The 26,689-nt window shown below is 52.4% G+C and carries 24 protein-coding genes; 23 read left to right on the forward strand and 1 reads right to left on the reverse strand.

Annotation, left to right across the window (positions count from 1 at the left end):
• From GS535_RS04665 to GS535_RS04690, 6 genes are all read left to right on the forward strand, one after another.
• A partial coding sequence (locus GS535_RS04665; protein ID WP_160799166.1) for a hypothetical protein occupies positions 1-1,996 on the forward strand: 1,996 nt, incomplete at its 5' end.
• Entirely contained in the window at positions 1,993-2,427 is a 435-nt protein-coding gene (locus GS535_RS11030) for a hypothetical protein (protein WP_202401609.1), read from the forward strand. The genes GS535_RS04665 and GS535_RS11030, both read left to right, overlap by 4 nt.
• A gap of 2 nt (positions 2,428-2,429) precedes the next feature.
• Positions 2,430-2,969, forward strand: a complete 540-nt coding sequence (locus GS535_RS04675) for a hypothetical protein (protein WP_160792171.1) — start codon at positions 2,430-2,432, stop codon at positions 2,967-2,969.
• On the forward strand, positions 2,866-3,111 hold the full coding sequence (locus GS535_RS04680; RefSeq protein ID WP_160792172.1) for a DNA adenine methylase: 246 nt from the start codon (positions 2,866-2,868) through the stop codon (positions 3,109-3,111). The genes GS535_RS04675 and GS535_RS04680 overlap by 104 nt, the downstream gene beginning before the upstream one ends.
• A 71-nt stretch (positions 3,112-3,182) precedes the next feature.
• Positions 3,183-3,560, forward strand: a complete 378-nt coding sequence (locus GS535_RS04685; protein WP_160792173.1) for a hypothetical protein — start codon at positions 3,183-3,185, stop codon at positions 3,558-3,560.
• 348 nt (positions 3,561-3,908) lie between these two features.
• Complete coding sequence (locus tag GS535_RS04690) at positions 3,909-5,417, forward strand: terminase (RefSeq protein ID WP_160792174.1); 1,509 nt, start codon at positions 3,909-3,911, stop codon at positions 5,415-5,417.
• Here GS535_RS04690 and GS535_RS04695 read toward each other — a convergent pair.
• A complete protein-coding gene (locus GS535_RS04695) occupies positions 5,323-6,030 on the reverse strand; it encodes a hypothetical protein (protein ID WP_160792175.1) in 708 nt (235 codons plus the stop codon). The two genes, GS535_RS04690 and GS535_RS04695, sit on opposite strands and share 95 nt — an antisense overlap.
• Positions 6,031-6,124: 94 nt before the next feature.
• Between GS535_RS04695 and GS535_RS04700 the strand changes: the two genes are divergently transcribed.
• From GS535_RS04700 to GS535_RS04780, 17 genes are all read left to right on the forward strand, one after another.
• Entirely contained in the window at positions 6,125-6,328 is a 204-nt protein-coding gene (locus GS535_RS04700) for a hypothetical protein (RefSeq protein WP_160792176.1), read from the forward strand.
• A 3-nt stretch (positions 6,329-6,331) separates the two neighbouring features.
• Entirely contained in the window at positions 6,332-8,077 is a 1,746-nt protein-coding gene (locus GS535_RS04705; protein WP_160792177.1) for a portal protein, read from the forward strand.
• Between the two features lie 2 nt (positions 8,078-8,079).
• The gene (locus GS535_RS04710; RefSeq protein ID WP_160792178.1) at positions 8,080-8,355 is read left to right on the forward strand and encodes a hypothetical protein; all 276 of its coding nucleotides are present in this window, start codon (positions 8,080-8,082) and stop codon (positions 8,353-8,355) included.
• A gap of 57 nt (positions 8,356-8,412) precedes the next feature.
• Positions 8,413-9,105, forward strand: coding sequence for a hypothetical protein (locus tag GS535_RS04715; RefSeq protein ID WP_160792179.1), 693 nt, complete (start codon positions 8,413-8,415; stop codon positions 9,103-9,105).
• 11 nt (positions 9,106-9,116) lie between these two features.
• On the forward strand, positions 9,117-10,169 hold the full coding sequence (locus GS535_RS04720) for a major capsid protein (RefSeq protein WP_160792180.1): 1,053 nt from the start codon (positions 9,117-9,119) through the stop codon (positions 10,167-10,169).
• A gap of 29 nt (positions 10,170-10,198) precedes the next feature.
• The gene (locus tag GS535_RS04725) at positions 10,199-10,639 is read left to right on the forward strand and encodes a Bbp16 family capsid cement protein (RefSeq protein ID WP_160792181.1); all 441 of its coding nucleotides are present in this window, start codon (positions 10,199-10,201) and stop codon (positions 10,637-10,639) included.
• 9 nt (positions 10,640-10,648) lie between these two features.
• Positions 10,649-11,041, forward strand: coding sequence for a hypothetical protein (locus GS535_RS04730; protein ID WP_160792182.1), 393 nt, complete (start codon positions 10,649-10,651; stop codon positions 11,039-11,041).
• Positions 11,042-11,044: 3 nt separating this feature from the next.
• A complete protein-coding gene (locus tag GS535_RS04735; protein ID WP_160792183.1) occupies positions 11,045-12,013 on the forward strand; it encodes a hypothetical protein in 969 nt (322 codons plus the stop codon).
• A complete protein-coding gene (locus tag GS535_RS04740) occupies positions 12,010-14,010 on the forward strand; it encodes a right-handed parallel beta-helix repeat-containing protein (protein WP_160792184.1) in 2,001 nt (666 codons plus the stop codon). The genes GS535_RS04735 and GS535_RS04740 overlap by 4 nt, the downstream gene beginning before the upstream one ends.
• The gene (locus tag GS535_RS04745) at positions 14,007-14,486 is read left to right on the forward strand and encodes a hypothetical protein (RefSeq protein WP_237442198.1); all 480 of its coding nucleotides are present in this window, start codon (positions 14,007-14,009) and stop codon (positions 14,484-14,486) included. The genes GS535_RS04740 and GS535_RS04745 overlap by 4 nt, the downstream gene beginning before the upstream one ends.
• A 3-nt stretch (positions 14,487-14,489) precedes the next feature.
• Positions 14,490-16,766, forward strand: a complete 2,277-nt coding sequence (locus GS535_RS04750; RefSeq protein WP_160792186.1) for a hypothetical protein — start codon at positions 14,490-14,492, stop codon at positions 16,764-16,766.
• Between the two features lie 69 nt (positions 16,767-16,835).
• Entirely contained in the window at positions 16,836-17,141 is a 306-nt protein-coding gene (locus GS535_RS04755) for a hypothetical protein (RefSeq protein WP_160792187.1), read from the forward strand.
• Positions 17,142-17,201: 60 nt separating this feature from the next.
• Positions 17,202-17,669 carry a hypothetical protein gene (locus GS535_RS04760; protein ID WP_160792188.1) on the forward strand — a complete coding sequence of 156 codons (468 nt, stop codon included), beginning with the start codon at positions 17,202-17,204 and terminating at the stop codon, positions 17,667-17,669.
• Positions 17,660-18,283 (forward strand): hypothetical protein, encoded by a 624-nt coding sequence (locus GS535_RS04765; RefSeq protein WP_160792189.1) that lies wholly within the window; start codon positions 17,660-17,662, stop codon positions 18,281-18,283. Before GS535_RS04760 ends, GS535_RS04765 begins: the two co-directional genes overlap by 10 nt.
• 2 nt (positions 18,284-18,285) lie before the next feature.
• Positions 18,286-21,120, forward strand: a complete 2,835-nt coding sequence (locus GS535_RS04770) for a transglycosylase SLT domain-containing protein (RefSeq protein ID WP_160799167.1) — start codon at positions 18,286-18,288, stop codon at positions 21,118-21,120.
• Positions 21,121-21,205: 85 nt separating this feature from the next.
• On the forward strand, positions 21,206-24,022 hold the full coding sequence (locus tag GS535_RS04775; protein WP_160792191.1) for a hypothetical protein: 2,817 nt from the start codon (positions 21,206-21,208) through the stop codon (positions 24,020-24,022).
• Entirely contained in the window at positions 24,019-26,535 is a 2,517-nt protein-coding gene (locus GS535_RS04780) for a hypothetical protein (RefSeq protein WP_160792192.1), read from the forward strand. Before GS535_RS04775 ends, GS535_RS04780 begins: the two co-directional genes overlap by 4 nt.
• Positions 26,536-26,689 lie beyond the last annotated feature (154 nt).

Here is a 26,689-nt window from a genome sequence, read left to right on the forward strand (position 1 = left end):
GAAAAACGGAACAACCTGGGGACGGCTTGTCCTGCGTGATGGTGGTGGAAATTTCCATGTGCCCATCCAAGTCGATAACCATGACAATACGACCGTCAATGGGACGTTGAACGTCACAGGACAGGCCGGGTTTCAAAGCTCTGTCTTGTCCCAAGGCACGTTCCAGCAAGGCGATCTGCAAATGACGATGCCTATTGGCGCTGGCTTTTGGGACATGCAGTTCTTCCTCCAGCTTGCCAATAATGCCAAAACGGGCACCACCACCGGGCGTCTTGTTTTAAAAGACAATGGCGGCAATTACTTCGTCGCGCTTCAAATCGACAATCATGGGCATGTTACGGACGCGCAAGGGCGCGACTTCCTCACCAAACCTGAAGCGCAGGCCGCTTATTTGCCGCTGTCAGGTGGGAACCTCACGGGGGCGCTTTATTCAACAGGCACATTCCAACAGGGAAGCCTTGAGCTGACCCAGCCGGTCGGAGCGGCTTTAGCGGACGAACAGTTCTTCCTTCAACTCGTCAATGAAACGAAAAACGGAACAACCTGGGGACGGCTTGTCCTGCGTGATGGTGGTGGAAATTTCCATGTGCCCATCCAAGTCGATAACCATGACAATACGACCGTCAATGGGACGTTGAACGTCACAGGACAGGCCGGGTTTCAAAGCTCTGTCTTGTCCCAAGGCACGTTCCAGCAAGGCGATCTGCAAATGACGATGCCTATTGGCGCTGGCTTTTGGGACATGCAGTTCTTCCTCCAGCTTGCCAATAATGCCAAAACGGGCACCACCACCGGGCGTCTTGTTTTAAAAGACAATGGCGGCAATTACTTCGTCGCGCTTCAAATCGACAATCATGGGCATGTTACGGACGCGCAAGGGCGCGACTTCCTCACCAAACCTGAAGCGCAGGCCGCTTATTTGCCGCTGTCAGGTGGGAACCTCACGGGGGCGCTTTATTCAACAGGCACATTCCAACAGGGAAGCCTTGAGCTGACCCAGCCGGTCGGAGCGGCTTTAGCGGACGAACAGTTCTTCCTTCAACTCGTCAATGAAACGAAAAACGGAACAACCTGGGGACGGCTTGTCCTGCGTGATGGTGGTGGAAATTTCCATGTGCCCATCCAAGTCGATAACCATGACAATACGACCGTCAATGGGACGTTGAACGTCACAGGACAGGCCGGGTTTCAAAGCTCTGTCTTGTCCCAAGGCACGTTCCAGCAAGGCGATCTGCAAATGACGATGCCTATTGGCGCTGGCTTTTGGGACATGCAGTTCTTCCTCCAGCTTGCCAATAATGCCAAAACGGGCACCACCACCGGGCGTCTTGTTTTAAAAGACAATGGCGGCAATTACTTCGTCGCGCTTCAAATCGACAATCATGGGCATGTTACGGACGCGCAAGGGCGCGACTTCCTCACCAAACCTGAAGCGCAGGCCGCTTATTTGCCGCTGTCAGGTGGGAACCTCACGGGGGGGCTCACCATAACGGAGGCCAATAACTGGGGCTTTGGACGTGGTGGCGGCCTGTCATCGCTGGCGATGGGCGATGGTCCCGAACGTTTCTATCAGCAAGTCTATCGTCCCAAGGGCGGCTTAACTCAAGGCGTTCTCGGCGTTGCGGATGAAACAGGCGACCGGCAATGGAAGCTGCAAGCTAATGGCGCGATTGTGACACCCTCTGGCAATACCCTACCTGAAGTGCGCGGGGTTCCGGGGCGCGTTGTCACACAATATTTCCGTATCACGAACCTTGCCAATGTGAACTACATTCCGTTTCCTGTGGCGTTTGCAGCATCTGACCCGGTGAATGAAATATTCATCACCTATGGATACGGATATAACAGTAACGGAGGGATGGGTGAGAGTTCTGTTCTTTACATCTACAAACAAAAAACAACCAATAGCGGCTTTTGGATTGATCGGAGCGCAAGTGGCTTTCAAGACGCCGCTTTTGACGTGGCGGTCACTGGGCCTATGGGAGCACCAGCATGACAAATGACGCAGAAAACAAGCAGAACGAACAGGCGCAAACTCAAGCTCAAAACGCTGTGTTTGGGTATTATGGCTATGTTAATCCCACAACGAAGATTGTTGGGCCGCTCATGTCGTTCTTTGGCAAGCCTAACGATATGACGCATTTTGTCGCGCTTACCAAAGAGCAATATGACTATTGGTATGGCCGCCATTGCCGTGTTGGTTCAGATGGGGCGCTGGAAGAATACATACCACCAGCACCCCCTCTGAAACCGCAAGCTCAAGAGGCCATGCAGAAGGTGCAGCAGCAAGCGAGTATGGTTTCGGCTATGGGAGAGGTCTTTGGGCCTAAAATGCGCGATTACGTGAAGGCGTTACGCGCCATTCTCGATGGCTCGGACACGACCAGCACGACACTGCCAGCCGCACCTGATGATGTGACAGCGTAACCATGTTTAACCTGCTCGACCTCCTCAACATCGTCAAAGACTACGAAGGCGCCTTCATGACCATTGGCGGTGCCGTGCTGGGCTGGTGGGGGCAGATCGCCAAAAACCGCCTTCAGCGCCAGCGCAACGAGATTGACGCCAACAATCTAGAGAACGAGCAGCTCAAGCTGGCTCTCGAACGGGAGCGCTTCCTTACCGACAAGCTAAACCTCTGGGGCGCTAGTTATACGATGCTGTGGGAGCGGCTGTATGACCGTGAAAGTGTCATTAAAGACTACCACTCAGCCGCTTTATCTGCACAGCGAAGGGTTAACGAACTCGAAATACGTTTAGGCGCTTCTGTGACGATGTTTGAAGAGCTCCCAGAGTTCCCGCCTGAAGATCCCGCACAATGGGCCGCCCAGTGCCCGCCATCCCCTCAAAACAGAGATGACCATCATGACAACACTGACCCTCACACGCCCCGCACATCCAGCAGCCCCTTGGGTGGGCGGCAAGCGCCTTCTCGCCAAGAAGATCATCGCTCTGCAAAAGAAGATTGACCATTGCTGTTACGTAGAGCCTTTCGTCGGCATGGGTGGCGTTTTCTTGCGACGGGGATGTCACAATAGCCATGGGGGCTCTGCCGGAGAGAATGTGCCTATGATTTCATTCGAGTTTGAGAAGCGTTTTATCAACGTGTGAAAGCAGGTTGAAACGCGTTCAAATTAGGCTCGTTCCAGTGCTATCTATTTTGTCTCAAAGTGCGAAAAATTTTGTCGCGCTACACTAAGGCTGCCGGTCTCTCACGCCCTGGACTGTATGCCCGCCGCGAAAGAGATGCGGAATTCGCTCAAGAATGGGATGAGGCAATCAGCACGGCCATTGACACCCTTGAAGAAGAAGCGTGGCGGCGGGCGCGTGATGGTGTGCCTGAATATCTCGTGACGGGGAAAGGGCTCGTGCTGGATAAAGAAGGCAATCCCATCATGCAGAACCGCTATTCTGATAGCTTGCTAACAACGCTTCTGAAGGCTCATAGGCCTGAGCGGTATCGGGAACGCTCCACGGTGGAGATGAATGTTACGGGGAGCCTAGCGGAGCGTCTAGATGAGGCCCGGAAGCGCGTGCAGACCCAGAGTGGGAAAGAATAAAAAAGGGAGAGTGGGAATAGTTCCCCCTCTCCCGTAATAAGTACTTTATTTAACCCAGAAACGCACGTCTTGCCGTCAACTTTCGTGATGATCTTGCTCCACGCCAAGACGTGCATAATCGCTCCAGCGCGGACTGGAAGCGGAGAATAGCTTACAAAACCAAGAGAACGACCATGACTAATTTATGGAGAAAAATACTTCAAATAGCATCAGCTATCGCGGTCTTGCTGTTTGTTATATTCTTTATGGATGGTATACTCTTTTACGTTGCAAGTGTTTTTGGCCCCGTTTTTTTCGTCTGGATAATTGCAGAGGGCCTAGACTACTATAAACGTTGGAAGAAGAGACGTGAACGCTCAGGCAAAAACGCTTGAAGACCAGCTTGCCGACGAGATAAGCCGTTATTGCCTTGATCCGCTTGGTTTTGTGTTGTTTGCCTTCCCGTGGGGGCAAGAAGGAACAGACCTTGCCCAATCTAACGGACCGAGAGCGTGGCAGCGTGATATTCTGCGCTCAATCGGTGATAAGCTCCGTGCAGGGTATGAGCCTGATGCTGTCTTAATGCCTGCCCTGCAAGCGGTCGCTTCTGGGCATGGTGTCGGGAAGTCTGCCCTGGTGTCCATGCTGGTTGCATGGGCGTTGTGCACCTGCCCTGATACAAAGGCTGTCATTACCGCCAATACAGAGCCCCAGCTTCGCACAAAAACCTTTCCTGAGATTTCCAAATGGTTCCGGCTTCTCATTTGCGCCCATTGGTTCAAAGTGCACGGTATGAGCATTCACAGCACCGTTCCCGGTCACTCCAAGACATGGCGCGCTGATGCCGTCACATGGTCAGAGACGAACCTTGAAGCCTTCGCGGGGCTGCATAATGTCGGGCGGCGTATTCTGCTTATCTTTGATGAAGCCTCGGGTATTATTGATCGGGTCTGGGAAGTTGCTGAAGGAGCGCTGACTGACGAAGGCACTGAGATTGTCTGGTGTGCCTTTGGGAACCCGACGCAACCTTCAGGGCGTTTCTTTGAGTGCTTCAACCGTCAGCGCAACCGGTGGAGTGGTCAGCAGATTGACAGCCGGACCGTTGAGGGCACGAATAAAGCCCTGTTTGAGCAATGGGCTGAGGCTTACGGGGAAGACAGCGACTTTATGCGTGTCCGTGTGAAAGGGCAGTTTCCACGCTCTGGCTCTATGCAGTTTATTGGTTCAGATATCATCTCAGAGGCCTCAACGCGCGAGGTATCCGCCATCATCTCCGATGCGCTCATTATCGGCGTTGATGTGGCCCGTTATGGCGATGATCAAAGCGTGATCTTCTTTCGTAAAGGCCGGGACGCCCGCATGATCCCCCCTATTCTGCTTCGTAAGGTTGATACCATGCAGCTTGCCGCGCGTGTTGCTGATGAAGCGCAACGCTACGGGGCGGATGCGGTCTTTATCGACGATGGAGGCGTTGGCGGCGGTGTGGTTGATCGCTGCCAGCAGATGCGCGTTCGTGGGGCGCGTGGCGTTCAGTTTGGCGGCAAATCCGACCGGGCCAACTACGCCACTAATGCCGAACGCTATGCAAACAAACGCGCTGAAATGTGGGGCTCATTACGTGAATGGCTCAAGACCGGCGGCATCCCCGACAGCCAAGACCTTCAGACAGACCTTGCTGGGCCGTGGTATTTCTTCAATCCCCGCAATGAAATTCTCTTAGAGCGCAAGGAAGATATGAAGAAGCGCGGCCTTGCCTCTCCTGACATGGCCGACGCTCTCGCCCTTACTTTTGCGTATCCTGTGATGAACTCTCGCTTTTCTGGCGGTCCTTATGGAGCGGCTCGCCCGCAGGCGCAGGAGTATGATCCTTGGGAGTAGATTCGCTTTGATGCAATTCTTTTTGAAAATACAACCTCATTAACGAGTTAGTGGTAAAAAACACAGTAAATAATAATACTGGAGATGCCATAAACAGCCAACCATAAGTATATGACAGATCCTTTTTTAACCCTATAATCTCTTGCATAATAATAACTTCTGATGCCATTAGATAAGATTTAACAGCGAATGAGTACATAACCGCTACCTGCTGAAGAAATTTCTTCTCAGCATATTTTTTATATTTTTTTCCACACAAAAAAACGATCAAATTACCCATGACCGAAAATAGAGGAAGTATGAATATAAGAAGAGATTCCTTTAGGGAGAAACCATTAATTAGCAATGAAGAAAAACCATTAATTTCTTTTCCAATCGAATTACTTAAGCTTAAACCAAAAAATAAAACAGAAAAAAACAGAAAAAAACAGAAAAAACTAAAACATTCATATTCTATATCTTCTTTATAAGGGATATATTTAGAAATAACCTTTTTTTTAATTTTTGGATAATTACAAGAAGTTACGACAACAAAATAGACAATACACAATAACACTGCATTAGCAATATTAAAAAGAACCCAAGAAACATATAAAAACAATCCCATGGACATAACGTCTCCTCACTGAAAAAATACAACTCACAATGTAATATACAAAACCCCATTACCGTATAGAACTTATAAACGCCGCGCATCATCGGCCATTATGTGCACATCAACTCCTCATCTCGCTAATCCGCTTCCTACGCCCTCTCCTGCTACTCCCGTCACGAATGCCGGGAAGACACAGGCGCAATCAGCCACCAACTCTGCTAAATTGGCAGGAGGTTTTGGCTCTACGTTGCTGACGGGACCGCAAGGGCTGAACCAGACGGCCAATACAGCCCCCAAGACGCTTCTTGGCGGGTGAGCTATGGCACAAAAGCGTAAGCCCTCTCCCAAGCTCGACATCAATAACCGTGACGGTCAGCAATCATTACGCGATGAAGCCGACCGTCGGTTAGTTATGATGCGCTCTGATCGTTTGTCATGGCGCGATACGTGGCGTGAGATCAGCCATTTCATTCTCCCCACGCGCGGGCGCTATTTTCATGTGCCGAACCAAGGCAGCCGGGGCCGTGTAAAAGGCCCGCAGATTGTCGATAAAACCGGTTCTATCGCCCTAGGCAATCTCTCAGCGTTTCTCATGGCGGGTATTACGTCACCGGCGCGTGATTGGTTTCGTTTAGAAACAAACAATGACCAGCTTAATGATGATCCACAGGTGAAGCTCTGGCTGTCTGATACGAAAAGCCGTCTACAGCGTGTTTTTGCGACCGGGAACTTCTATGCGTCTATGAGCCAGACGTACGAAGAGCTGGCAGGCTTTGGCACGGCGGCTTGTATCATCCTGCAAGATTATGAAGATGTTGTCCGCTTTTACCCGCTGACTGCTGGGGAATATTACCTTGCCCAAAATGCACGCGGTGAGGTCGATACGCTCTTTCGGGAATATGTGCAGAATGTCGCCCAAATCGTGCAGCGTTTTGGCCTTGATAACGTCTCCCCCACCGTCCGCTCCCTTTGGGAAAGCCGCCAACTCACCCAAGAGCTTCCCATCGTCCATGCCATCATGCCGAACAGTTCCCGTATTGCTGGGGCGTTTGGATGGAAGGGTGCGCCCTATATTGGCATTTATTACGAATATGGAAACGATACCGAGCCAGCCCTGCTGATTGAGTCCTACCCACGTAAGCCCTTTATTGCGCCACGATGGGCCACAGTGAGCAATGATGCTTACGGTCATGGCCCCGGTGAAGACGCGCTGCCTGACATTAAGTCCCTCCAAGTTGCACAGCTCCGCCTTGCAGAGGCCGTTGATAAATATGCACGACCACCAACAATGGCGGATTCATCGCTGCAAGAGAGTATGGTGAACCTTCTCCCCGGCGGACTGAACTTCATTCCCGGGCTGAATGCTGCTGGGAATGGGGCAGGTATTCGTCCCGTCTATCAGGTCAATCCCAATATCTCACCTTTGCAGGAGCGTATTGCGGAGTTTCAGGATCAAGTGCGCAAAACACTTCGCAATGACCTGATTTTGATGGTCTCGCAGGATATGGGCACGACACAGCCCGTCACAGCAGCAGAAATCAATGTGCGTCAGCAAGAAAAGATGTTGACCCTTGGGCCTGTTTTAGAACGTTTCCACAATGAAGCGCTTGACCCGATCATTACAACCACGCTGGAGATTATGGAGCGTGGCGGCCTGCTCAAGCCGCGCCCTCCCGGGCTCGGTGGTCGTTCTCTCAAGATTGCTTACAGCTCTATTCTAGCTCAAGCACAGCGCGCGACTGAAACCACGGGGATTGAGCAGCTTGTACGCTTTGCGGGCAGTATGGCGGGGGCTGATCCGTCGATTATGGACAATCTAGACCTTGATGCCGCCCTTGACCGTTATGGCGATCTTCTGGGTGTGGACCCATCCATGCTCAAAGACCCACAATCCGTCGCACAACTCCGCCAGCAACGGGCCTACCAGCAACAGCAGCAACAGATGGCCGAACAAGCTCAGCAAATGGCCGCCGGGGCCAAGAACCTCTCGCAAGCCGATGTCGGCGGGGGCTCCAACGCCCTGCAAGCCATTATGAGCGGCCTCAACACGCAACAAGGACAGTAATCATGCAAGACCCTCATGATGCTCAACAGATCAACGACCATCGCAAGCGCCGCAAAGCCCGCGCGACACAAGAACAGCACGACCTACAGATCATCGCGGCTTTGCCAGAAGGAAACCGCCTCTTACAGCGCATCATCACCTTAACAGGACAAGATGCCGCCTCTTTTGTGCCCAATGATGCCCTCGCGACCGCCTATCGTGAAGGGCAGCGCAGTATTGGGATCAGACTCACCTCATGGCTCAATGACGCGCTAAAAAAATCTGAGAACACCCCATAGAACTTATAAATGCCCGTCATGCTCTTCTTTATCTGATGGATAGGAGAGCTTTCAGGCATGAGTGATGCCCAAACACAAACAGATGCAGCCGCCCCAAGTAATGAAGCCAGCACAGAGGCAACAAACGAGACCAACGCCAGCCTAACGGGCGACGCCCCGAGCCCTTCAGAAGAGGACAGCAAACACGCGTCCCCTTCTGAGCAGACCGATGCCCCCTCTAAAGCTGATGACGATCAGGGCAAGGAAGACGCGCCTAAAAAAGACGGTCCCCCAGAAAAATATGACTTCACAGCGCCAGAGGGCATGGACGTCGATAAAGACGCCTTGTCCTCCTACGAGGAAATGGCACGAGAACATGGTCTGTCTCAGGAACAATTTAACGCCGTTACTCAGCATGGCCTTGAGTTTTTCCAGCAACAGCTTGGCAAACTGTCCGAAGCCCATGCCGCCCGAGAGCAAGGCTGGCGTAAAGACGCCCTCAGCGACACGGAGCTCTCCGATGGGCAAGCCCTCAAACCTGAAGTTATGGCCAATGTCGGTCATGTGTTCGAACAATTTGGCGGCAATGACCTCCGCCATGCTCTCACCGAAACCGGGGCTGGCAACCATCCACAGATTATCCGCGCCTTTAACGCGATCGGCAAAGCGTTAGGTGCCGCCCACACACCCGATAAAGGCAAACCCGCAAGCGAACTCAAAGGCAACAGCTTTGAAGACATCGCCCGCCGCCGTTATGGCTCTAACAGCTAAGGTTCCCTCTCATGGCTCTTAACAATAGCACGTTCCTCACCCTTACTGACTGGGCAACCCGTCGTGATCCCAATGGCGGCATTGCTGACACGGTTAACCTGCTTTCTCAAACGAATGAGATTCTCAATGATCTCATTTTCAAAGAAGGCAACCTCCCAACCGGGAATAAAACAACGGTAAGGACGGGTCTCCCTGCCGCAACATGGCGCTTGCTCAACTATGGTGTGCCACGCGGAAAATCCACCACCGCCCAAGTGACAGACACGTGCGGAATGTTAGAGACGTACTCGCTTGTCGATAAAGACCTTGCGAACCTTGAAGGAGATGTCGGGGCGTTCCGTCTGTCAGAAGATATGGCGTTTCTTGAAGGCATGAACCAGCAGATGGCCCGCACGCTTATCTATGGCAATGAGCAAAGCGATGTGGGGGCGTTTACCGGGCTTTCCCCGCGTTATAACACGCTGGATACCAACAAAGCCGCCTCGGCTGCAAATGTGATGGACGGCAAAGGGCGCGGCAGCACGAATACCTCTATCTGGCTGTGCTGCTGGGGGCCAACGGCAGGGTTTGGGATTTTCCCTAAAGGTTCTGTTGCTGGATTGCAACAAAAGGATGTCACAACGGATGCTCCCGTTATGGATGACCAGGGGAATCCCTTCCAAGCCTACCAGATGCATTACAAATGGGATTGCGGCCTAACGATCCGTGATTGGCGCTATTTTGTGCGTATTGCCAATATTGACGTAAACGCCTTGACAGGAGAAGGCGCGGCTAACCTGATCGCCCTGATGGCTGCAGCCTGCTTTAAACCTCCAACCATGCCATCCACGGCTTCCAATGTGCAGTCAGCGACACGCGCAACGGGGGGAACGCCGCTCTCCTTTGGTCGTCCGGTTTTCTACGTCAACCGCACCATTGCCTCAGCTCTATCTATTCAAGCGATGAACAAGACCAACGTTCTGCTTACCCAAGATGAGTTCGACGGGAAGCCGGTGCTGCGCTTCCGTGGCATTCCGATCCGGGTCGTGGATGCGATCATGAACACTGAAGACACCGTTCAGTAATCCTCGCGCACCTTGATAAGGAACACCCCATGATCGTTGATAAACTGCTTCTTTTCTCAAATAAGCAAGACCTCACCCAAGCCCAAGCGGGCTCTCCAACTCCTTCCACAAACGTAGTGGACTTTTCCCAAGCACGGGATTTTGGGCCAACAGAAGGCTTTAAAGTCTTTGTAGAGTTCGCGTCCCTCCCCGTTGGGCCGTCAGGCACCACACTGTCCATTGCTGTGCAGGTGTCAACGGACAATCAGACTTGGACAACGCTGGAAGATTTCCCGTCCATTGACGTAACAACATTAACGCAAGCACATCCTTTTGCCGTCCGCGCCAAACCGGCCTTCTCCAACACAGCCTATCGCTATATGCGCCTGACCTATAGCCCTAGTCAGGCTCTTAGTTCCGGTATCGTTATGGCTGGGATCAATCTCGATGTGCCCGCTCAACGGGCTTACCCTAAAAACTACGTGGCGTAAGGAACAATCATGGCACGTTATCGCGTCACAACCGCAAGCTTTATCAATGGCCGCTACGTCGAGGAGGACACCGTCATTGATTATGATGGCATTCCTGGCTTCAACCTTGACCCTCTTGATGAAGAGGCACGCAGCGCAAAGAAAGCAGCAGGACAAGCCGGGGAAAGAGACGTCAATGGCCGGGCCTTTCAGGAAGACCTGACCCGCTCCGATGGCACGCCTTCTGCGCTGAACAGCGCAGAAACGGTTAAGGATCAGGACGCCTTAGAAGAGCAGCCTAAGCCTGCCCAAGCTGAGCTCCTTTCCAAAGAAGAGGCGGAAACGCCGCCTGAACCCGGTAAGGAAGAAGATGCTTCTGCACGGTCAACAAACACGCCATCTAAATCAGCGAAAAAGAGCTAAGGCATGACGACCGACATTGACCTCTGCAATCGTGCACTCATGCGTCTTGGCACACAAAGCGCGATCACCTCATTTGATGATGGCTCTGTAGAGGCCAGTGTGTGTGCGTCCTTCTACGGCGATGTCTTGCAATCCATGCTGGCCCATCCTGCCAGTATGGGCGGCCCCGTTTATACGTGGCAATGGCCGCGCTGTGTGGGAACGGGTCTAACGGCACCCAGCAGCAATCCACGCTGGCGCTACGAGATCGCTCTGCCCTCAGACTCTGTCCGCGTGCTGCGCGTTGATAACGCCCTTACCGAAAAGCCCCAAGACCACCGCAAGGTGCTTTTTGAGCCACGTGAAAGCTTTGGCGAAGGGATGGGCAAAGCAGGCGGTGTGGCACTCGTGCCCGTCCTCTTCACTGATCATCAACAGGTCAGCGTCACCTACATCACACAATCGGTGGATATCGACCATTGGCCGCCTGCGTTCAGGCGGGCGTTCTGGCTCTCTTTAGCCGCTGCTATCGCCACAACATTGGGCATTGACGGAAGCACAGCCGCTGCTGTTGCTCAAGAAGCCGAACGTGAAGTTGCCCGCGCTTGTCTTGCCGATCAGCGCGTTGAGGTCGTCGATACTGAAATCGTGCCTGATTGGCTCTCTGTTCGTTGTGGATATGGGGAAACGCAACGCGCCATACACCAAACGGACACTACCTTTGAGAGCGGTTTTATTGCAGGAAACTCCCATCCCCCTGCGCCTGCTCCAATCCCCAGCACACCCCCTATCGGGCCTCATGGCGTCATTCCAACAGGGCTAGAGACACGCGACATTGCCAACAAGCAAGATCTTTATATTCCAGCTGATACACCAGACAGTAGAGCAGGCATTCTTACCATAGGTCGAAGTCCTGTTGGTTGGCGTCGCCCCTACCATACAGAAACGATCAATGCCAATGCACCAGAGCACACAGGGGAATATGATCTGTGACCGTCTCAAAAATCTCTAATATCAGCTCATTTCGTGGTGCATGCACCACCCCAAACTGGCATCAAGACTATATTCCTACTGCCATAGAGTGGAACAATTGCTGGTCTAACAAAGCCGACGGTGATGTCGTTAATGAATTATCAGACTCTCTCCAGCACATGGAGAACTATGTCGCTTCTCTTCCAAGCGTCTCTCTCACAAATTTAGGGGTCATAGATGATCCTTCTGGAAAATATATTAATGAAAACACAGAAGCCTATCAAAGCGCATTAGACAATTCTGCTGGCAAATATCGACTATGTCATCCAGCTAACCTGTCCGTTGTTTTACATAATCTAACCATAACGCGCTCTGATACCTATTGGGTTCTTGATGGCGTCATTACACTTGCTGCTCATGAAAATAAAAATATCGTTGATATTGGGAGCCCTGGAAATACGATTAGTGGAATTTCAATCACAGGTAGAGGAACTTTCAATGGAAACATGTTGCAGCAAGAAGGAGGAGAACGTGCCGTCTGCGGCGGCTTATGTGCCAATACGCTCAGCCATACTGATAATATCCCTGATAATCCCGCTTATCCTGCCTTAATAAGAAATCTAAGCATTAACGGGATAACCATAACGAATGTATTTAATTGGCCAATATCTCTTGGATATATCAAAAATAGTTTAATAAAAGATACCTCCCTCTTAAACAGTGGGAACAGCCCTCAGTTTATTTGGTCATCTGATAATTGTTGGTTCAATGGCAATATATCAAGCGGCCATACAGATGGTGGGTTCGTTTTTTACATGGGGAGTAGAAAATGCGGTGCCATTGGAAATATCGTTCATGATAACCATGATGGGATTGGTGTCTACAGCGACCTATCTAGCAATCCAGAAGATAACAGCATTATAATCTGTGATAACCATGTTTATAATAATAAAGATAGCGGTATAGGGATAACAACTCTTAACCAAAATGGTGCAGAGACAAGCTCACTAAAACAAAAAAATATAATCATATCTGGGAATATACTCTCTAATAATAATACAAGAGGAAGAAATGGCGGTGGTTCTATAGGTATTGTCGGTGCATATAACGTACAGGTTCGTGGAAACAGCATAAGTCAAGATGGTTCAACGACAACATCCGGTCAGCCTGTTTATGCAATCTATGTATCAGATAGCTGCCAAGATATTGACGTAAGCAATAATACGATTAGTGATATTGGTTCACCAACCAATTTGGGAACGGCTATTTATCTTAACCACCCGACAAGAACCGTGGTGCGCCATAATACATTTACAAATAGTCTAGGGACGAATGGTCCTTTCCATACAGGAATAGGCGGAACCGTTGGACCTCTCTCTCTTATTAGTGGGAATATTGCAACAAATGCATTAGCTGGGGCTCTCCTTTCTATTTCCTGGCCCAATGATACTGTTTTTCTCTCTCAGCCCGACGGGTTGGGAGGAATGTTCGATAATCTCACACGCAATAGTGATGTCATTGCGTCAGGAAAATATAACTACAATGGACGCAACCTAAGCCGACAAGTGGGAGCAACCACAGATGGCACAAGTATCTATCTACAAACAGCACAAAACCAATCAACGGGTGCGATCGCTGGCAATATTGTTTTAAACCAGAATGGGATCTTTCGGGAGTTCTCTCTCGCTCTTAATGGAGCCATATCCACACCGTCTGGTGGCGTTCTTTTAAATGCCAGAAGCCCCTCTGGGGCTCCGCTCCTTCTACAAACGTTTACAGCTAACGTCGCTCACGGAGATTGGGTTCCTTTCCCACAATCTTTTACAAGCGATACTGTATCGGTCGTCATTCCTCCATTTTTCAATGGAACAAATATGATTATCGGTGGTCCATCCACAAACACCCCCGCAAACCGTAGTGGCTTTGTCGTTGGGAAGTTCTGGTTAGGTGTAGGCGGGGCCAATACAGATATTGCAGATACCATCACCATTATTGCTATTGGAGAACTGTCATTATGAAAAATGACATGGCTTACTTTGCTATTATCGACAACCGTAGCGACAATAATCCTACTCCAATCTGGGGATGGTCAACTTTGCCAATAACGCGAGAAGAGGGAGAAATGGGAGGAGAAACCTCTATTTATTCTCTCTCTGATACTGAACTCCTACAAGGAGTGGCTCCGAATGTTCCCCCAGGTGGCAAAGCCATTCGTTTACATCTTACACAAGACCAATGGGACAGCCGCCCTACATCTAATCCAGCCCTTTCTAACGGCTCTATTGTCCAAATAAACCGCCCCTCCCTTCCTCTCAAAGAGCAAGCAAACGTCGCCCTCCAAGACATACAAAGACAAGCTCCCATGCTGACAGCCATGCGTGAAACTTTTGGATCGCAAACACGCCTTTATGTCCAAAAACTCCGAGCTATCATCAGCGGGGCAGATACGACGAGCACAGCGCTTCCAACGCCGCCTACTCAGGTAACGGATTAAGCAATGTCTCAATCCCCCTTCGGCCCTCATGTCGGTCTCACATGGCGCAGCTCCTTTGGTGGCGGCATTATGTCGCCCCTGCTTGGCTACCGGGCCGATATGGAGAAATGGCAGTCCGGCGCGGCTGATCTCACCAACTTCTTTGTTCATGTGCAAGGAGGGATCAGCAACCGACCTGGCACGCGCTATATTGGCACCTCTCGCACAAAAGCCACCAGCGCCCCGCCTAAGCTTATCGCGTTTATCTACAACAATACGCAGTCCTATGTGCTGGAATTTGGGGACCAGTATGTCCGCTTTATCAGCAATGGTGCTTATCTCACGCATGATGATGGCAGCCTCTACGAGCTGACAACGCCTTATCGGATTGAGGACGCCTTCTGGCTGCGCCATGCCCAATCCGCCGACGTGCTCACCCTCACCCATGCCCGCTACCCGGCCATGAACCTCGCGCGTCGTGGAGAGCTCGACTGGACCCTAGACGTCATTTCGTATGATGCTGGTATTACAGCACCCTCCTCGCTCATTGCCTCAGCGGTAGAAGGAACAGCGGCAAACACCGGCACGACACCTGGGGTGTCTAAGGCAACATACGAATATGCCGTTACGTCTGTATCTAACGAGAAGAACACGGAAAGCAACGCAACGCTCGCTCCTTCTCAAACCGAAATGACCACCACGATCCAGACGGTAACGGACGCAACGACAGGGAAAACCTCGACTGTTCAGAAGGACACGCCCGTGGAGGTTGGCCGTTTTGTTGAGAATTATAATATCGGCTATTATACTAATTACGGCAATTACAATACGCTCACATGGCCGAGCGTCGATGGAGCTGATTATTATAACGTCTATCGCCGCTTTGCCGGCCAATGGGGGCTCATTGGCAATACAGCGTCTCTAAGCTTTGATGATGTCAATTACGCCCCTGATACAGAGAATGGGCCACCCGCTCACCGTAATCCGTTTGAGAGTGGCAATAATCCGGTTTCTGTTACCTATTTCCAGCAACGCCGTGTCTTCGCAGGGGCTTTCACCTATCCCCAAACGGTGTGGATGAGCCGTTCAGCCAATTATACCAATTTTGACATCCATACCCCTGTTGTCTCTGACGATGCTATCACCGCCACCATTGCCAGCCAGCAGGTCAACACGATCAAGCATCTTGTGCCGATGGCCGACCTTCTCGCCTTTACCGGCACAGGAATCTGGAAAATCAGTGGCGGCCAAACGGGCACGGCCATCACTCCTTCTAACTTCACCGCTGTTCCGCAAATGTTTGTGGGCTGCTCTGACGTGCAGCCTTTGGCCATTAATACCGATGTGCTCTTTATCGAAAACAAAGGCAGCCATATCCGCGACCTGCAATATGACTGGTATGCCCAGATTTATCAGGGCAATGATTTATCCGTGCTCTCTGACCATCTCTTCTATGGTTATACGATCGCTGATTGGTCCTTTGCCCAATTCCCCTTCAATCTCATCTGGGCGGTGCGCTCCGATGGAACGTTGCTGGGGATGACCTATCTCAAAGAACAAAATGTCACGGCCTGGCACCAACACACGACCCATAAGGGTTCCTTCCAATCCGTCGCTGTGGTTCCAGAAGAAAACGGTTATGGCGCGATTGAAGACACGACGTATGTTGTGGTCAAACGCCTGTTAAACGGCACAGAGCGCTACATGATTGAACGTCTGGAAACCCGCCAGCTTGGCGCTGAAAATAACGACATCACGCGTTCATGGTTTGTTGATTGCGGCCTCCGCTATGAAGGCGCACCGGTAGCCACGCTTTCTGGCCTTACCCATCTAGCGGGAGAAACGGTATCTGCTTGCGTGGATGGCACGGCTTACACTGCCTTGACTGTCCGCTCCGATGGATCGCTCACCGTGCCCCAATCAGGACGCGTCATCACAGTGGGCTTGCCCATCACAGCCACAGCCAAAACCCTTCCGCTGGATCTCGGGCAGCCTCCGCAATTTGCCCGCCGCAAACGTGTCAGCAAGGTGTACGCAACGCTCTACAACAGCGCGGGCCTCAGCGTCTCCACCAACGGGGGCAAAACCACCCATAGCCTCAACAATCAAGGAGCCGCCGCTGGAAACGCTGCGCCCAACCCTTACCGAAACACGGCGCAAAAGCCCGCTCTCACCACGGGGCTTGCGATGCGTATCCCGACCCCTAACTGGACACAAAGCGGGCAGATCACGTTCCAGACAACCAACCCGCTTCCTGTCACGCTCTCAACGGTGAGTGTGGATGTTGAGGTGGGGAGTTAGAAGAATGACCTTGACAAAAACCAATTCGATATCACTACTTAGTTGCCTATCTTTTGAAAGGATTAGGCCATGATAGACACAGAAAACTTCACTAAGGAACAAGTTATAAGTGCACTTTACGCGTTTTTCACTGGCGGTAAGAAAGTAGCTCTGAAAGCAGGAGATTATCCATTTGAGTTGCGCAATGTTTGTGCTCGTTTATACGCTGACAATCCTACCACCGATGTGTCCAAGCTTTCAGGTACAAGTTGGCTTCTCTCAGCAACTAAACAAGGAAAGGGAATAGCCCCTATTTTAAAGGAACTTATAGACCTCAAAATTATTTCCAAAGGGCAAGCTGCAGAGATGTATATATTCCATTACACTAACACTTAAACCCCCACTAGAACTTATAAACCCCCGCTAGAGTGATGCCTTCTTTAAGGAGGAGGCCTCATGCTGTCATATCGTTCTGTCGTCCCCCAAGACGCGGCCCTGATCGCCCCACTTCTGCGGCGGTCGGACCATCTGGAGGTGCTGCGCTCGGGTCAGGGGGATGTAGCCGGGGCGTTACGTCGCTCGGTTGAGCAGTCTGCCCACGGGATGGCGGGGCTCTTTTATGACGAGAGCGGCCCGGTTGCGCTTTTTGGGGTGGCCCCTCGCCTTGATGTGGGCATTCCGTGGCTTGTGGGCACGCCTGCCCTAGAGCGCCACCAGAAAGCCTTCCTTCGGGAAACGCGCTTTTGGGTGCGACACTGGCAGCAGCGCTACCCGCTTTTGATGAACCATGTAGATGCGTCCTACTGTCAGGCCATTCGCTGGCTGTCATGGCTTGGCTTTCAGATTGAGCCTCCCCAACCTACCGGGCTTAACGGGGCGCTCTTTTGCCGCTTCACGATGGAGCGAGGCCCATCATGTGCGTAATTACCGGAACCTTAGCCGCTATTGGCGCTGGTGTGGCGGCGGCTGCCAGCGCTTCCTCCGCTCTGATCAGCGCTCAAGGACAGGCGGCTTCTAACAAAGCACAAGAGCAGCAAAGCCAGCAGCAAGCTCAAATTGCTTCCCAAGCGTCTAAAAACTCCATCGACCAAGGCTATCTCAACGCTCAACGCGATTATCAGGCAGGCGATCAGCATCTTGCCGCACAACGGGCCTTTATGGCCGCGAATGGTGTCGATACATCGTCGGGTTCAGCTCTGGATGTGCAGCAATCAACCGCGCGTAATACCGGGCTTTCGGTCGGGACCGACCAATATGAGGCTGGCGTTCAGTCCACCAGCTCCAGCAATCAGGCCATTTCTTACAATAATCAGGCCCGGATTGCCCGTGCAGGGAATGCGTCAGCTTGGGCTGGTGGAGCGTTAGGCGCAACCGGGGCTGTTGCGGGTGGTGTCTCCTCCTTAGCGGGGAACTCGTCTTTTTCGTCCAAATGGAATGATCTCTTTTCGAGCGGATCAGGGGGATCAAGCGGACCGCAAGTCTCCGTCAATAATAGCAACGCCTCTCTGATGCCAGAATCCTATTTCCAGAAAGTCTAATCATGCCCCAAGTGCCCTACACCGATGACACCTACAAACTCCCTGAACGCGTCAGCGCTGGTGGGACGGAACTTCTCAATGTGCCCAATTATGGGGAGATGGTCGGTCGTGGTTTAGACCGTTTCGGTTCTGGCATAGCAGCCGCCAATGACGTTGCTGAACGACTGCAACGACAAGACGACATCACCGCTGTGCAAGGGGCGATGAACGACTTCCGGACCCATGTGCGCAATGTGCAATATGGTGATCCCAATAATCCCAACGATACGGGCTTTTTCGGTCTTCAAAATAAGGCAACGCTGGATGCATGGAAGCCAACGGCACAGGGGCTGGACCAGACGCGCCGCTCTCTCATGGACGGGCTCACCTCCGACCAGCAACGGCTCTTTCAACAAGAAAGCGAGCCTTTCCTCAACAGTGCCCTTGATAGCATGTCGAGCCATACGGCACAGCAGCGCAAAAGCTATCAGCAGCAAACACAGAAAGCCACACTTGAAAACCTGGTCAACCAGGGTGCAGCCAATCACGATAACCCGTCTGTTTTTTCGGGAACCCTTCTCCAAGGCAGAAACGCGATTGCGCAAAATCTCGCTTTGCGGGGCGTCCCCTCTGATAGCCCGATTGCCCAACAAGAGCTGCAAAAATTTAACGACGATTACTTCACCACCTCGGCACAAGCAGCGACGGATAGTGGCGATGCCATTAAGGCACAGAACCTGCTTATGTCCAACCGTCGGAACCTTTCAGAGCCTGTTTTTGAGCAGTCGATGGCGATGCTCAAGCCGCATATAGACCATCAAGTCGGTGGCATGCTGGCGGATGCGGCCATCAATCACCGCGATGACGGTATGGCCATTCCTGCCCAGAGCACGCAAGACGCGGTTTTTACGACCATGACGCATCTGGAAAGTGGCGGCCAACAAACGGACAAGAACGGAAACCCCCTCACCTCACCCAAGGGCGCTACCGGCATTGCTCAGCTTATGCCCGATACAGCACGTTCCGTCGCACAATCATCAGGGCTCGGATGGGATGAAGACCGGTTTAAACATGATAGTGCGTATAATCGCGCTTTAGGGGCTGCCTATTATAGCCAGCTTTGCCAAAAATACGGCGGCAACCTGACCCTCGCCTGTGCGGCTTACAATGCAGGCCCCGGCCATGTGAACCAATGGCTGAAGGATATTGGAGACCCACGCAGCGGTGCGATCACCGATCAACAGTTTGCACAGAATATTCCGTTTAAGGAAACGCGCGATTATGTCAGTCGCGCAGGAGCAGCCCTCACAAAGTCCCAACCAGCACCCAGCTATGAGGCTCCTGATCGGGAGAAGCAGCTTGCCTCCATTGCAGCACGAGGGCGGGCCATCGGTGCCTCACCAGAAGCCATTGCGGACGCGAATAGCCGCGTGGAGCATAATTATAGCATCTGGAATGCGAGCACACAGGGCAGCCGAAACCAGCTTGGCCAGCATCTGGACGATCTCAGCGCGTCCTATATGGCCGGGAACACCCAGACTGACATTCCAGAACGTGACATCCGCACACTTTACCCACCCGAAGAGGCCCAGAACAAAATTGATGACCTCAATGATCGCCGTCGGGCAGGTTTAAGCTTTAACGCGATCAAATGGGCGTCTCCTCAACAGGCCGCAAACGTGCTAAAAGGCGCAACCACACCGCTTCAAGGCGAAGATATTGACCATTTCAGGACACGACAAAAAGCAGCGGACCTACTGTTAGCAAGCCTGAACAAGCGCCAAGACGCTCTCAAAAAAGACCCGGCTTCTTATGTGCAGGATAACCCACAAGTGCAACAAGCATGGCAGGACTATCAGCAGAACGAAACGCCTGAGACGTTCAAAACCTACGCCAAGGCTTCCCAAGCGTTGCAACAGACGATGGGGGTTTCTTCCCCTCATGTTTTAACCAGTGATGAAGCCGATCATCTGGTCACGCAATTCACGCAGGCAGATCCACAAAAGCAAGAGGTCGGCCCTGCCCTAGATAATCTTCGTCACCATTATGGCGATGATTACTGGCCTCAAGTCCTTTCGGAAATGGTCGCCCATAAACTCCCTGCCGACTATGCCACCATGGCCAATATGGATACGCCGGCTCAACAAACGCGCCGCCAAATGCTCCAGCGTGATATCAAAATTGGGGAAGACAAACTGAAAGTGATGGCTGGCCCCGATGCAGCTAAACTTGATAATACAACGGCGGATAACCCGCTCTATAACAGCCTGGGAGATGCCAGAAAAACCTTCCTCCTCCAAGCGGGTGGAGATATTCCCTATCAAAACCTGGCGCAGACCATGAAGCTCCAGACACTCGGCTATATGGCAAAAGGGCTTCCTCTCTCCCAAGCCATGACGAACGCCCGTGCTGATCTGTTCGATATGAAATATGATACATCCGGCTTCCTGCGCACCCCTAAAGGGGAGATGTCTGTTACTAAACAAACAGGGGCCGCTATGCTTTCTTCGCTCCGTAATGGCGATATACGTGAGGTGTTACCCGATGCTATTGCCAAGATGCCACCCCAAGAAAGAGAACGCTACAATGCGGATTCTAATGGTACAACTCTGACCAATGCCCGCGACAATGGCCAATGGGTCATGAACGACAAAGAAGACGGCTATAATCTTCTCATCCCAAGCAGCACGACACCGGGGGAATATCAAATGCTCCAAGACAAAAAAGGGCAACCTATCACGCTCTCCATCAAGGACATCCATTCTGGCAAATGGTTCAGCCCGTACGACACGACCGCCCAACGTGACGCCCGCCTGGCCCATGAGGGAAAACCCCGCCATATCGGCGGGGATTGGTGAGCATGTTCTCATACGTGTTTAGAGAGCACACCCAGTAGAACTTATAAACAAGAGCCATGCTCCCCCCACTTACAGGGGGGGGAACATGCCATTTTATACCAAAGGGCCGGACGTTCTAAGCTCGGTTCAGAATGAAGGAGCCGCTGGTCAACAAAGCTCTTTAGGAGATTCACTGAAGGCCTCCTTCATGTCGGGCGTTCAGGCGATACCGATCGTCAGGATCAACCGAGCCCTTTATCACGGGATCGAAAATACAGAAGGCGACCAGCTCAACCCAGAAGACGCGAACGCCCAATATGGCATTAAGGGCGCGTTGAGCTTTGATAAGCCTGTTTCCTCCAAATATGCCGACACGCTGCACCGCGAAAAACAAAGCGAGCTGATGCGTGAGACAACCATACGTAATGGTCCCAGCGGTGTTGTCAGTGCGGTCGCGAACATGGCAGCGGGCGCATTGCCGAGTTTTCTAGACCCCGTCAATGCGGCGTCTATGCTCGTTCCCGGCCTTGGGGAAACCCGCGTCAGCACAGGGCTAGGCATGGCTGCTGCCCGTGCTGAAGGCTGGGGCATGGAAGGGGCCGCTGATGGGCTCCTTAGTGCTGAGGGTGCTCATCGTTCTGTCGTTAACGCCCTTGAGGCGTCCCCCATCGGGCGCGTGGTTCAAGGGGCGAGCCAAGGCATGGCGGGGCAAACAGCCCTAGAGCCGCTGAACCTCTATCTTGATCGTGACGAACATAATGATTGGACGATGGGCCAAGCGCTGACCAACATCGCCTTTGGTGGACTTATGGGCGGGGCCATGCATGGGATCAGTCATGCCGTCACTGATCGCTTTCAGCCAGAAGAAGCCCCACCCAATACCACACAAGAACGCTTAAACGGGATTAACCCTGATGTACGCGGGCAAGTTCTCGCTGAAAGCCTCGTTTCCCTCAGTAATGACCGCCCCAGCAATGCGGACAGTCTTCTTCATCTTCATGAACTCGACCAGACGCGGCGTGACCTGCAAAGCTGGATGGACACCCATGGTGGGAACGATGGCGGGAACAACGACACACCAGCGCCCCCAGGACGCGGCACGCTGGAACAAGACCTAGCCGATCTGCACAAAAAGCACAGCGCCCTCTTACAAGAAGAAAATACGCCAGAACCGCAAGCTTCACCCGATACATCCACAGACAATAGGCGCCCTGCACGAAGTAACCAAGCGGCTTCACCATCCCTCTTTACCTTCCTGACCAAACATGGCGGGGTGCGTGATGAAGGCGGCGAGCTGAAAGCGAATGACCTGCATAAACAGCGTGTAGGGCTGGTGCGCCGCAATGGAGGGCTTCCCCTCGACCGAGCGCGAGAACTCGCTGAAGAAGCCGGCTATCTCAAACCGGGCGCGGATATTAACGACCTGCTCAATGCCATGACAGAAGAAGGGCATGGGCGCAAAGCCTATGCTGATGGCCTTGGTCCAGAACAGTCCACCCATCTTGACGACCCTGACCGTGAAGAGCACGCACGCTCTGCCGCTCATGATGACGTTGAGCTGGCTGCCTACGACCATGACATTCCCCTCACACCCGATCTGCACGCTCAAGCAGCAGAAGCGACCCTTGGTGGGGCCGACCCGCATGACGCGTTAGAAGATGCTCTCAAACATTCTTCTTATACGGATTGGCAGCAGTATCAGGAGAGCTTTGACAAAAGCCGTGCTGTTCAACAAGAGCGCCGCAACGCGAAGAAACACGCGTTACAAGCCCTGACAGAGCATCATTTAGGCCGATATGGCCAACGCCTTGATGCGGGTGTCACGTCTGATGATCTCACCTCTATGACGGATGCGCTACTCAATAGCACGAACCCCGAAGAGGTCATAGAGCACGCATTAAGCCATCTGGAATCCAACCAAGGAAAAGGATTTGACCCACGATGGGAAGACACCCTCCATGACAGCTACCAACAGGCTTTGCAAAAACTCTCAGACCTGCAAGAAGGCGTCGGCTCTGACATTCTCCGTGCCCTGACCAACCCAGAAAGTCGTGAGGTTGCCGACAACCGCGCGGGCCTGGTCGCCAAAAAGGAAGGCGCCCCCACACCTGAAAGAAGCACTCGTTTTTCTCCCTTACCTACCACAGGCATTGACCATCTCAATCTCTCAGAAGTTGGTGGCCACCCTGCTCTGATGGGCCATATGCCCGAGGGAATTGAAGGCGTGCCTCCTTGGCCTGTTGTGCTGGGGGATGGAGAGCATACAGTAAAACTAGATGCGAAAGGTCGCGATATTGGTGGTGGGCACGGTCGCGCCCATATCATGGCGCGGCATGGCGATGAGATTAAGAAACGTGGTTTTGAAGGGGCTGATGATTATATTCGCCATGTCATCCAAAATATAAACCAGCTTCGCAAAGATAATAACAACGGCTCCCTCTTCTCCGTCATTATGGGAGAGCGACAAACCGCTAATGCGAAGCATGACACCGCTATTCTTCATGTCAAAAGGGAAGACGGCTATTATCGTGTAGCCACAGCATCTACCTTCAAAACAAATTCTCTCACTAAAAAAGAGCTGCTGTGGGAAGGGCGTCGCACTACCCCTTCAGGTCTCAACGGGCATGACCATCCTCTCTTTGATCCTCGCGAACATATGCCCGATGTTCCGAGGCGCGGAGCGACTGTCGAAGCCACAAGCAGTTCCAAGAATAGTGATTCACAATCCCCCAAAAGTCAAGACAATTCACTCCACGAGGCCCAAGCCTACGGGGCACAACTCGACCAGCAAATCGCCCTCTATGGCGATAAAACTATTTCCCCTGAAGAACTTGAAGAGGTGAAGCGAGCCCAGGCCCTCTCTGACGGGAATGCCGATGCTCTTTCTTCCGCCGCCGCTTGCCTGACAAGGACCGTACGATGACCCAACATGACAACCCTTGCTATAATGAAGCTCAGAAAGCCGCTGGACGGGAAATGTCCAAGGCCGAACTTGATGAGATGTTTGGACGGCTGGACAAAGAAGCGGGCCGTTACATGCGCCAAGGACTTTCCCCGCAAGAAGCCCTCCAAAAAGCGGGGCTGAAGATGGCCGATGATGAACGGCTGGCTGGGATCATTAAAGCCAATTCAGACAAACGCAATCTCATTGCCCACGCGGCCATGCAAAAACGGATCATTGAAGGGGATGAAGCCGCCTCCCTAGAGGGTATCCTTGCGGGGCGGGAAAATGGAGAACGTGGCGCGGCGCTCTCCATCGCCGCTAATGCTCATGGGCAAGAGCAGCAGGTGCTTGGCCCCCTTATGCATGATCTGGAACAAGCCGGTTTACTCAAGCCGCTTCTGGCCCGTGATGAGCAGTTCGACGCCGATGTAGGCCGGGAAATGTGGCGCTTAGATGCGCCGGAGGATTTCCCCGCTACCGGCAATAAGCAAGCCGAAAAAGCGGCCCGCATTCTCTCCGATGCTCAAGAGACCGTGCGTCTCATGCAGAACAAACAAGGCGCGTGGATTGGCAAGACAGACCATTATGTCACTCGGCAAAGCCATGACATGTGGAAAATTCGTGGCAATGAAACAGAAGCAGATTACCAGAAATGGCGCGACACCTTGGCCCCTCTTCTGGATGACCGCACCTTTGACACCATGGACGCCCGGCAATCACGTGACGAATTCCTCCACCAGACATGGCTCAGTCTCGCATCAGGCGATCATGACAATGCCAATGGCAAAGACTGGCTCTCTGGCTTTAAGGGGCCGGGGAACCTTGCCAAGCGTGTGAGTCAAAACCGTGTACTACTCTTCAAAGATGCCGATAGTTGGCTGACCTATAACAAAGCCTACGGTCAGGACCGTGTCATTGATAGCGTCATCAAAGGCCTACAAAAAGGCGCACGCAATGCCGCTGTGATGAGCGATCTTGGCACAAACCCGGAAGCCCTGTTTAACCGCCTGACTGATGAGGCCAAGCAAGCCGCACGAGCCCGTGGGGACTTTAAGATGCATGGGAAGCTGGAACGCCTTCAAAAGGGAGCGCTCCTAGATACCATCACAGGTCGGGCGCGTTTACCGGCCAATAAAACCATTGAGCAGATTGGGGCGTACGCCAGAACATGGAACCAGTTCACCAAACTTGGCGGCGTGATGATCTCTTCCCTGCCTGACTTGGCCGTGAATGCCTCTGTCCTTCGTCATAATGGTATTCCGCTTTTTGAGAGCTATTGGAACAGTTGTAAGGCCATTTGCCCAAGCTTAGGCAGCCGAAATGAGGCTGAACGTAAGGAGATTGCGCAGCTCCTCGGTGTGGGTATCCAAGGCCATCTTGGGGCCGTCATGAACCGTTTTGCGGCCAATGATGCCCCCTTGGGTCGGGCTAGCGATCTCATCAATAAATTCTACCGCCTCAACCTGTTGGAATATTGGACCGATAGCCATTCTGAAGGCATGGGGCTTATGCTGTCCCATAATCTTGGGCGCAATGCAGAGACGCCCTTTACCGCATTGGACAGCAAGCTACAACGCAGCCTCAAGCGCTTTGGGGTGGAAGAGCCAGAATGGCAGGTTATCCGCCATGCCACTAAAGAAGCGGGCGGGAATGCATATCTCCTCCCTACCGAAATCGCCAAGCTATCCGATGAGGCCGTAGCGCCGCTTATCGAGGCCGGACAAAGCGCTGACGACGTAAGGGAAAGCCTCACCAATAAGCTCTACACCTACATAACCGACCAAACGCGCGAAGGCATGACCGAACCCGATGTCCGCACGCAAGCCACATTCCGAGGGATTAGTAGCCGTCTCGATGAGGTTAGCCCAATCCTTGGCCAAGCGGCCCGTCTCATGCTGCAATTTAAGAGCTTCCCCATTACCCATATCCGCCGTGCTTATGCCCGTGAGGTGCAGCGCTTTGGGGTAGACTTGCCCGGTATTGTTCATATGATCGCTGGGACCACTCTGCTGGGCTATGTCGCCATGAACACCAAAGCACTTCTAGCTGGAAAAGAGCCCCACGACCCTTCCGATGTGCGCACATGGATGGCCGCCCTCCAACAAGGGGGCGGTGCTGGGATCTATGGTGACTTCCTCTTTGGACAACAAAGCCGCATGGGCAATAGCTTCCTCGAAACAGCGGCGGGGCCTACATTGTCCGATATGGCCAAACTTGCCGGGGTCTTTACCGCCACGCGCGATGAAGCCACCGATAGCCCTGATGCACAAAAAACCAGCGCTTATCTCGCTAATCTTGTTCGTGTAGTGAGTGGGCAAATCCCAGGCGGTAATCTTCCCTTTATCAACATTGCCTTGAAATATTGCGTGATCTACCGCCTCCAAGACATGATTAACCCCGGCTACACGCAGCGCTATGAAAAACTCATGAAACGCAATCAAGGGCAAGAATTCTGGCTCTCCCCTCAATGGAGTCCTTATGGGGGGAATTAGTCGCCTCCACTCCTAAGTAGAACTTAGAAACGTCTGTCATACCCGTTCTGGCAACAACGGAACGGATCTATGCGTGCTTTTTCTCTGTCTTTGGTCGGGTCTACTTTAGGCTGCGGCACCCCTCTTCCCTTTCATGATGGAAGGGAGGTTCGCG

Source organism: Saccharibacter sp. EH611, from assembly GCF_009834765.1.
GTDB lineage: Bacteria > Pseudomonadota > Alphaproteobacteria > Acetobacterales > Acetobacteraceae > Saccharibacter.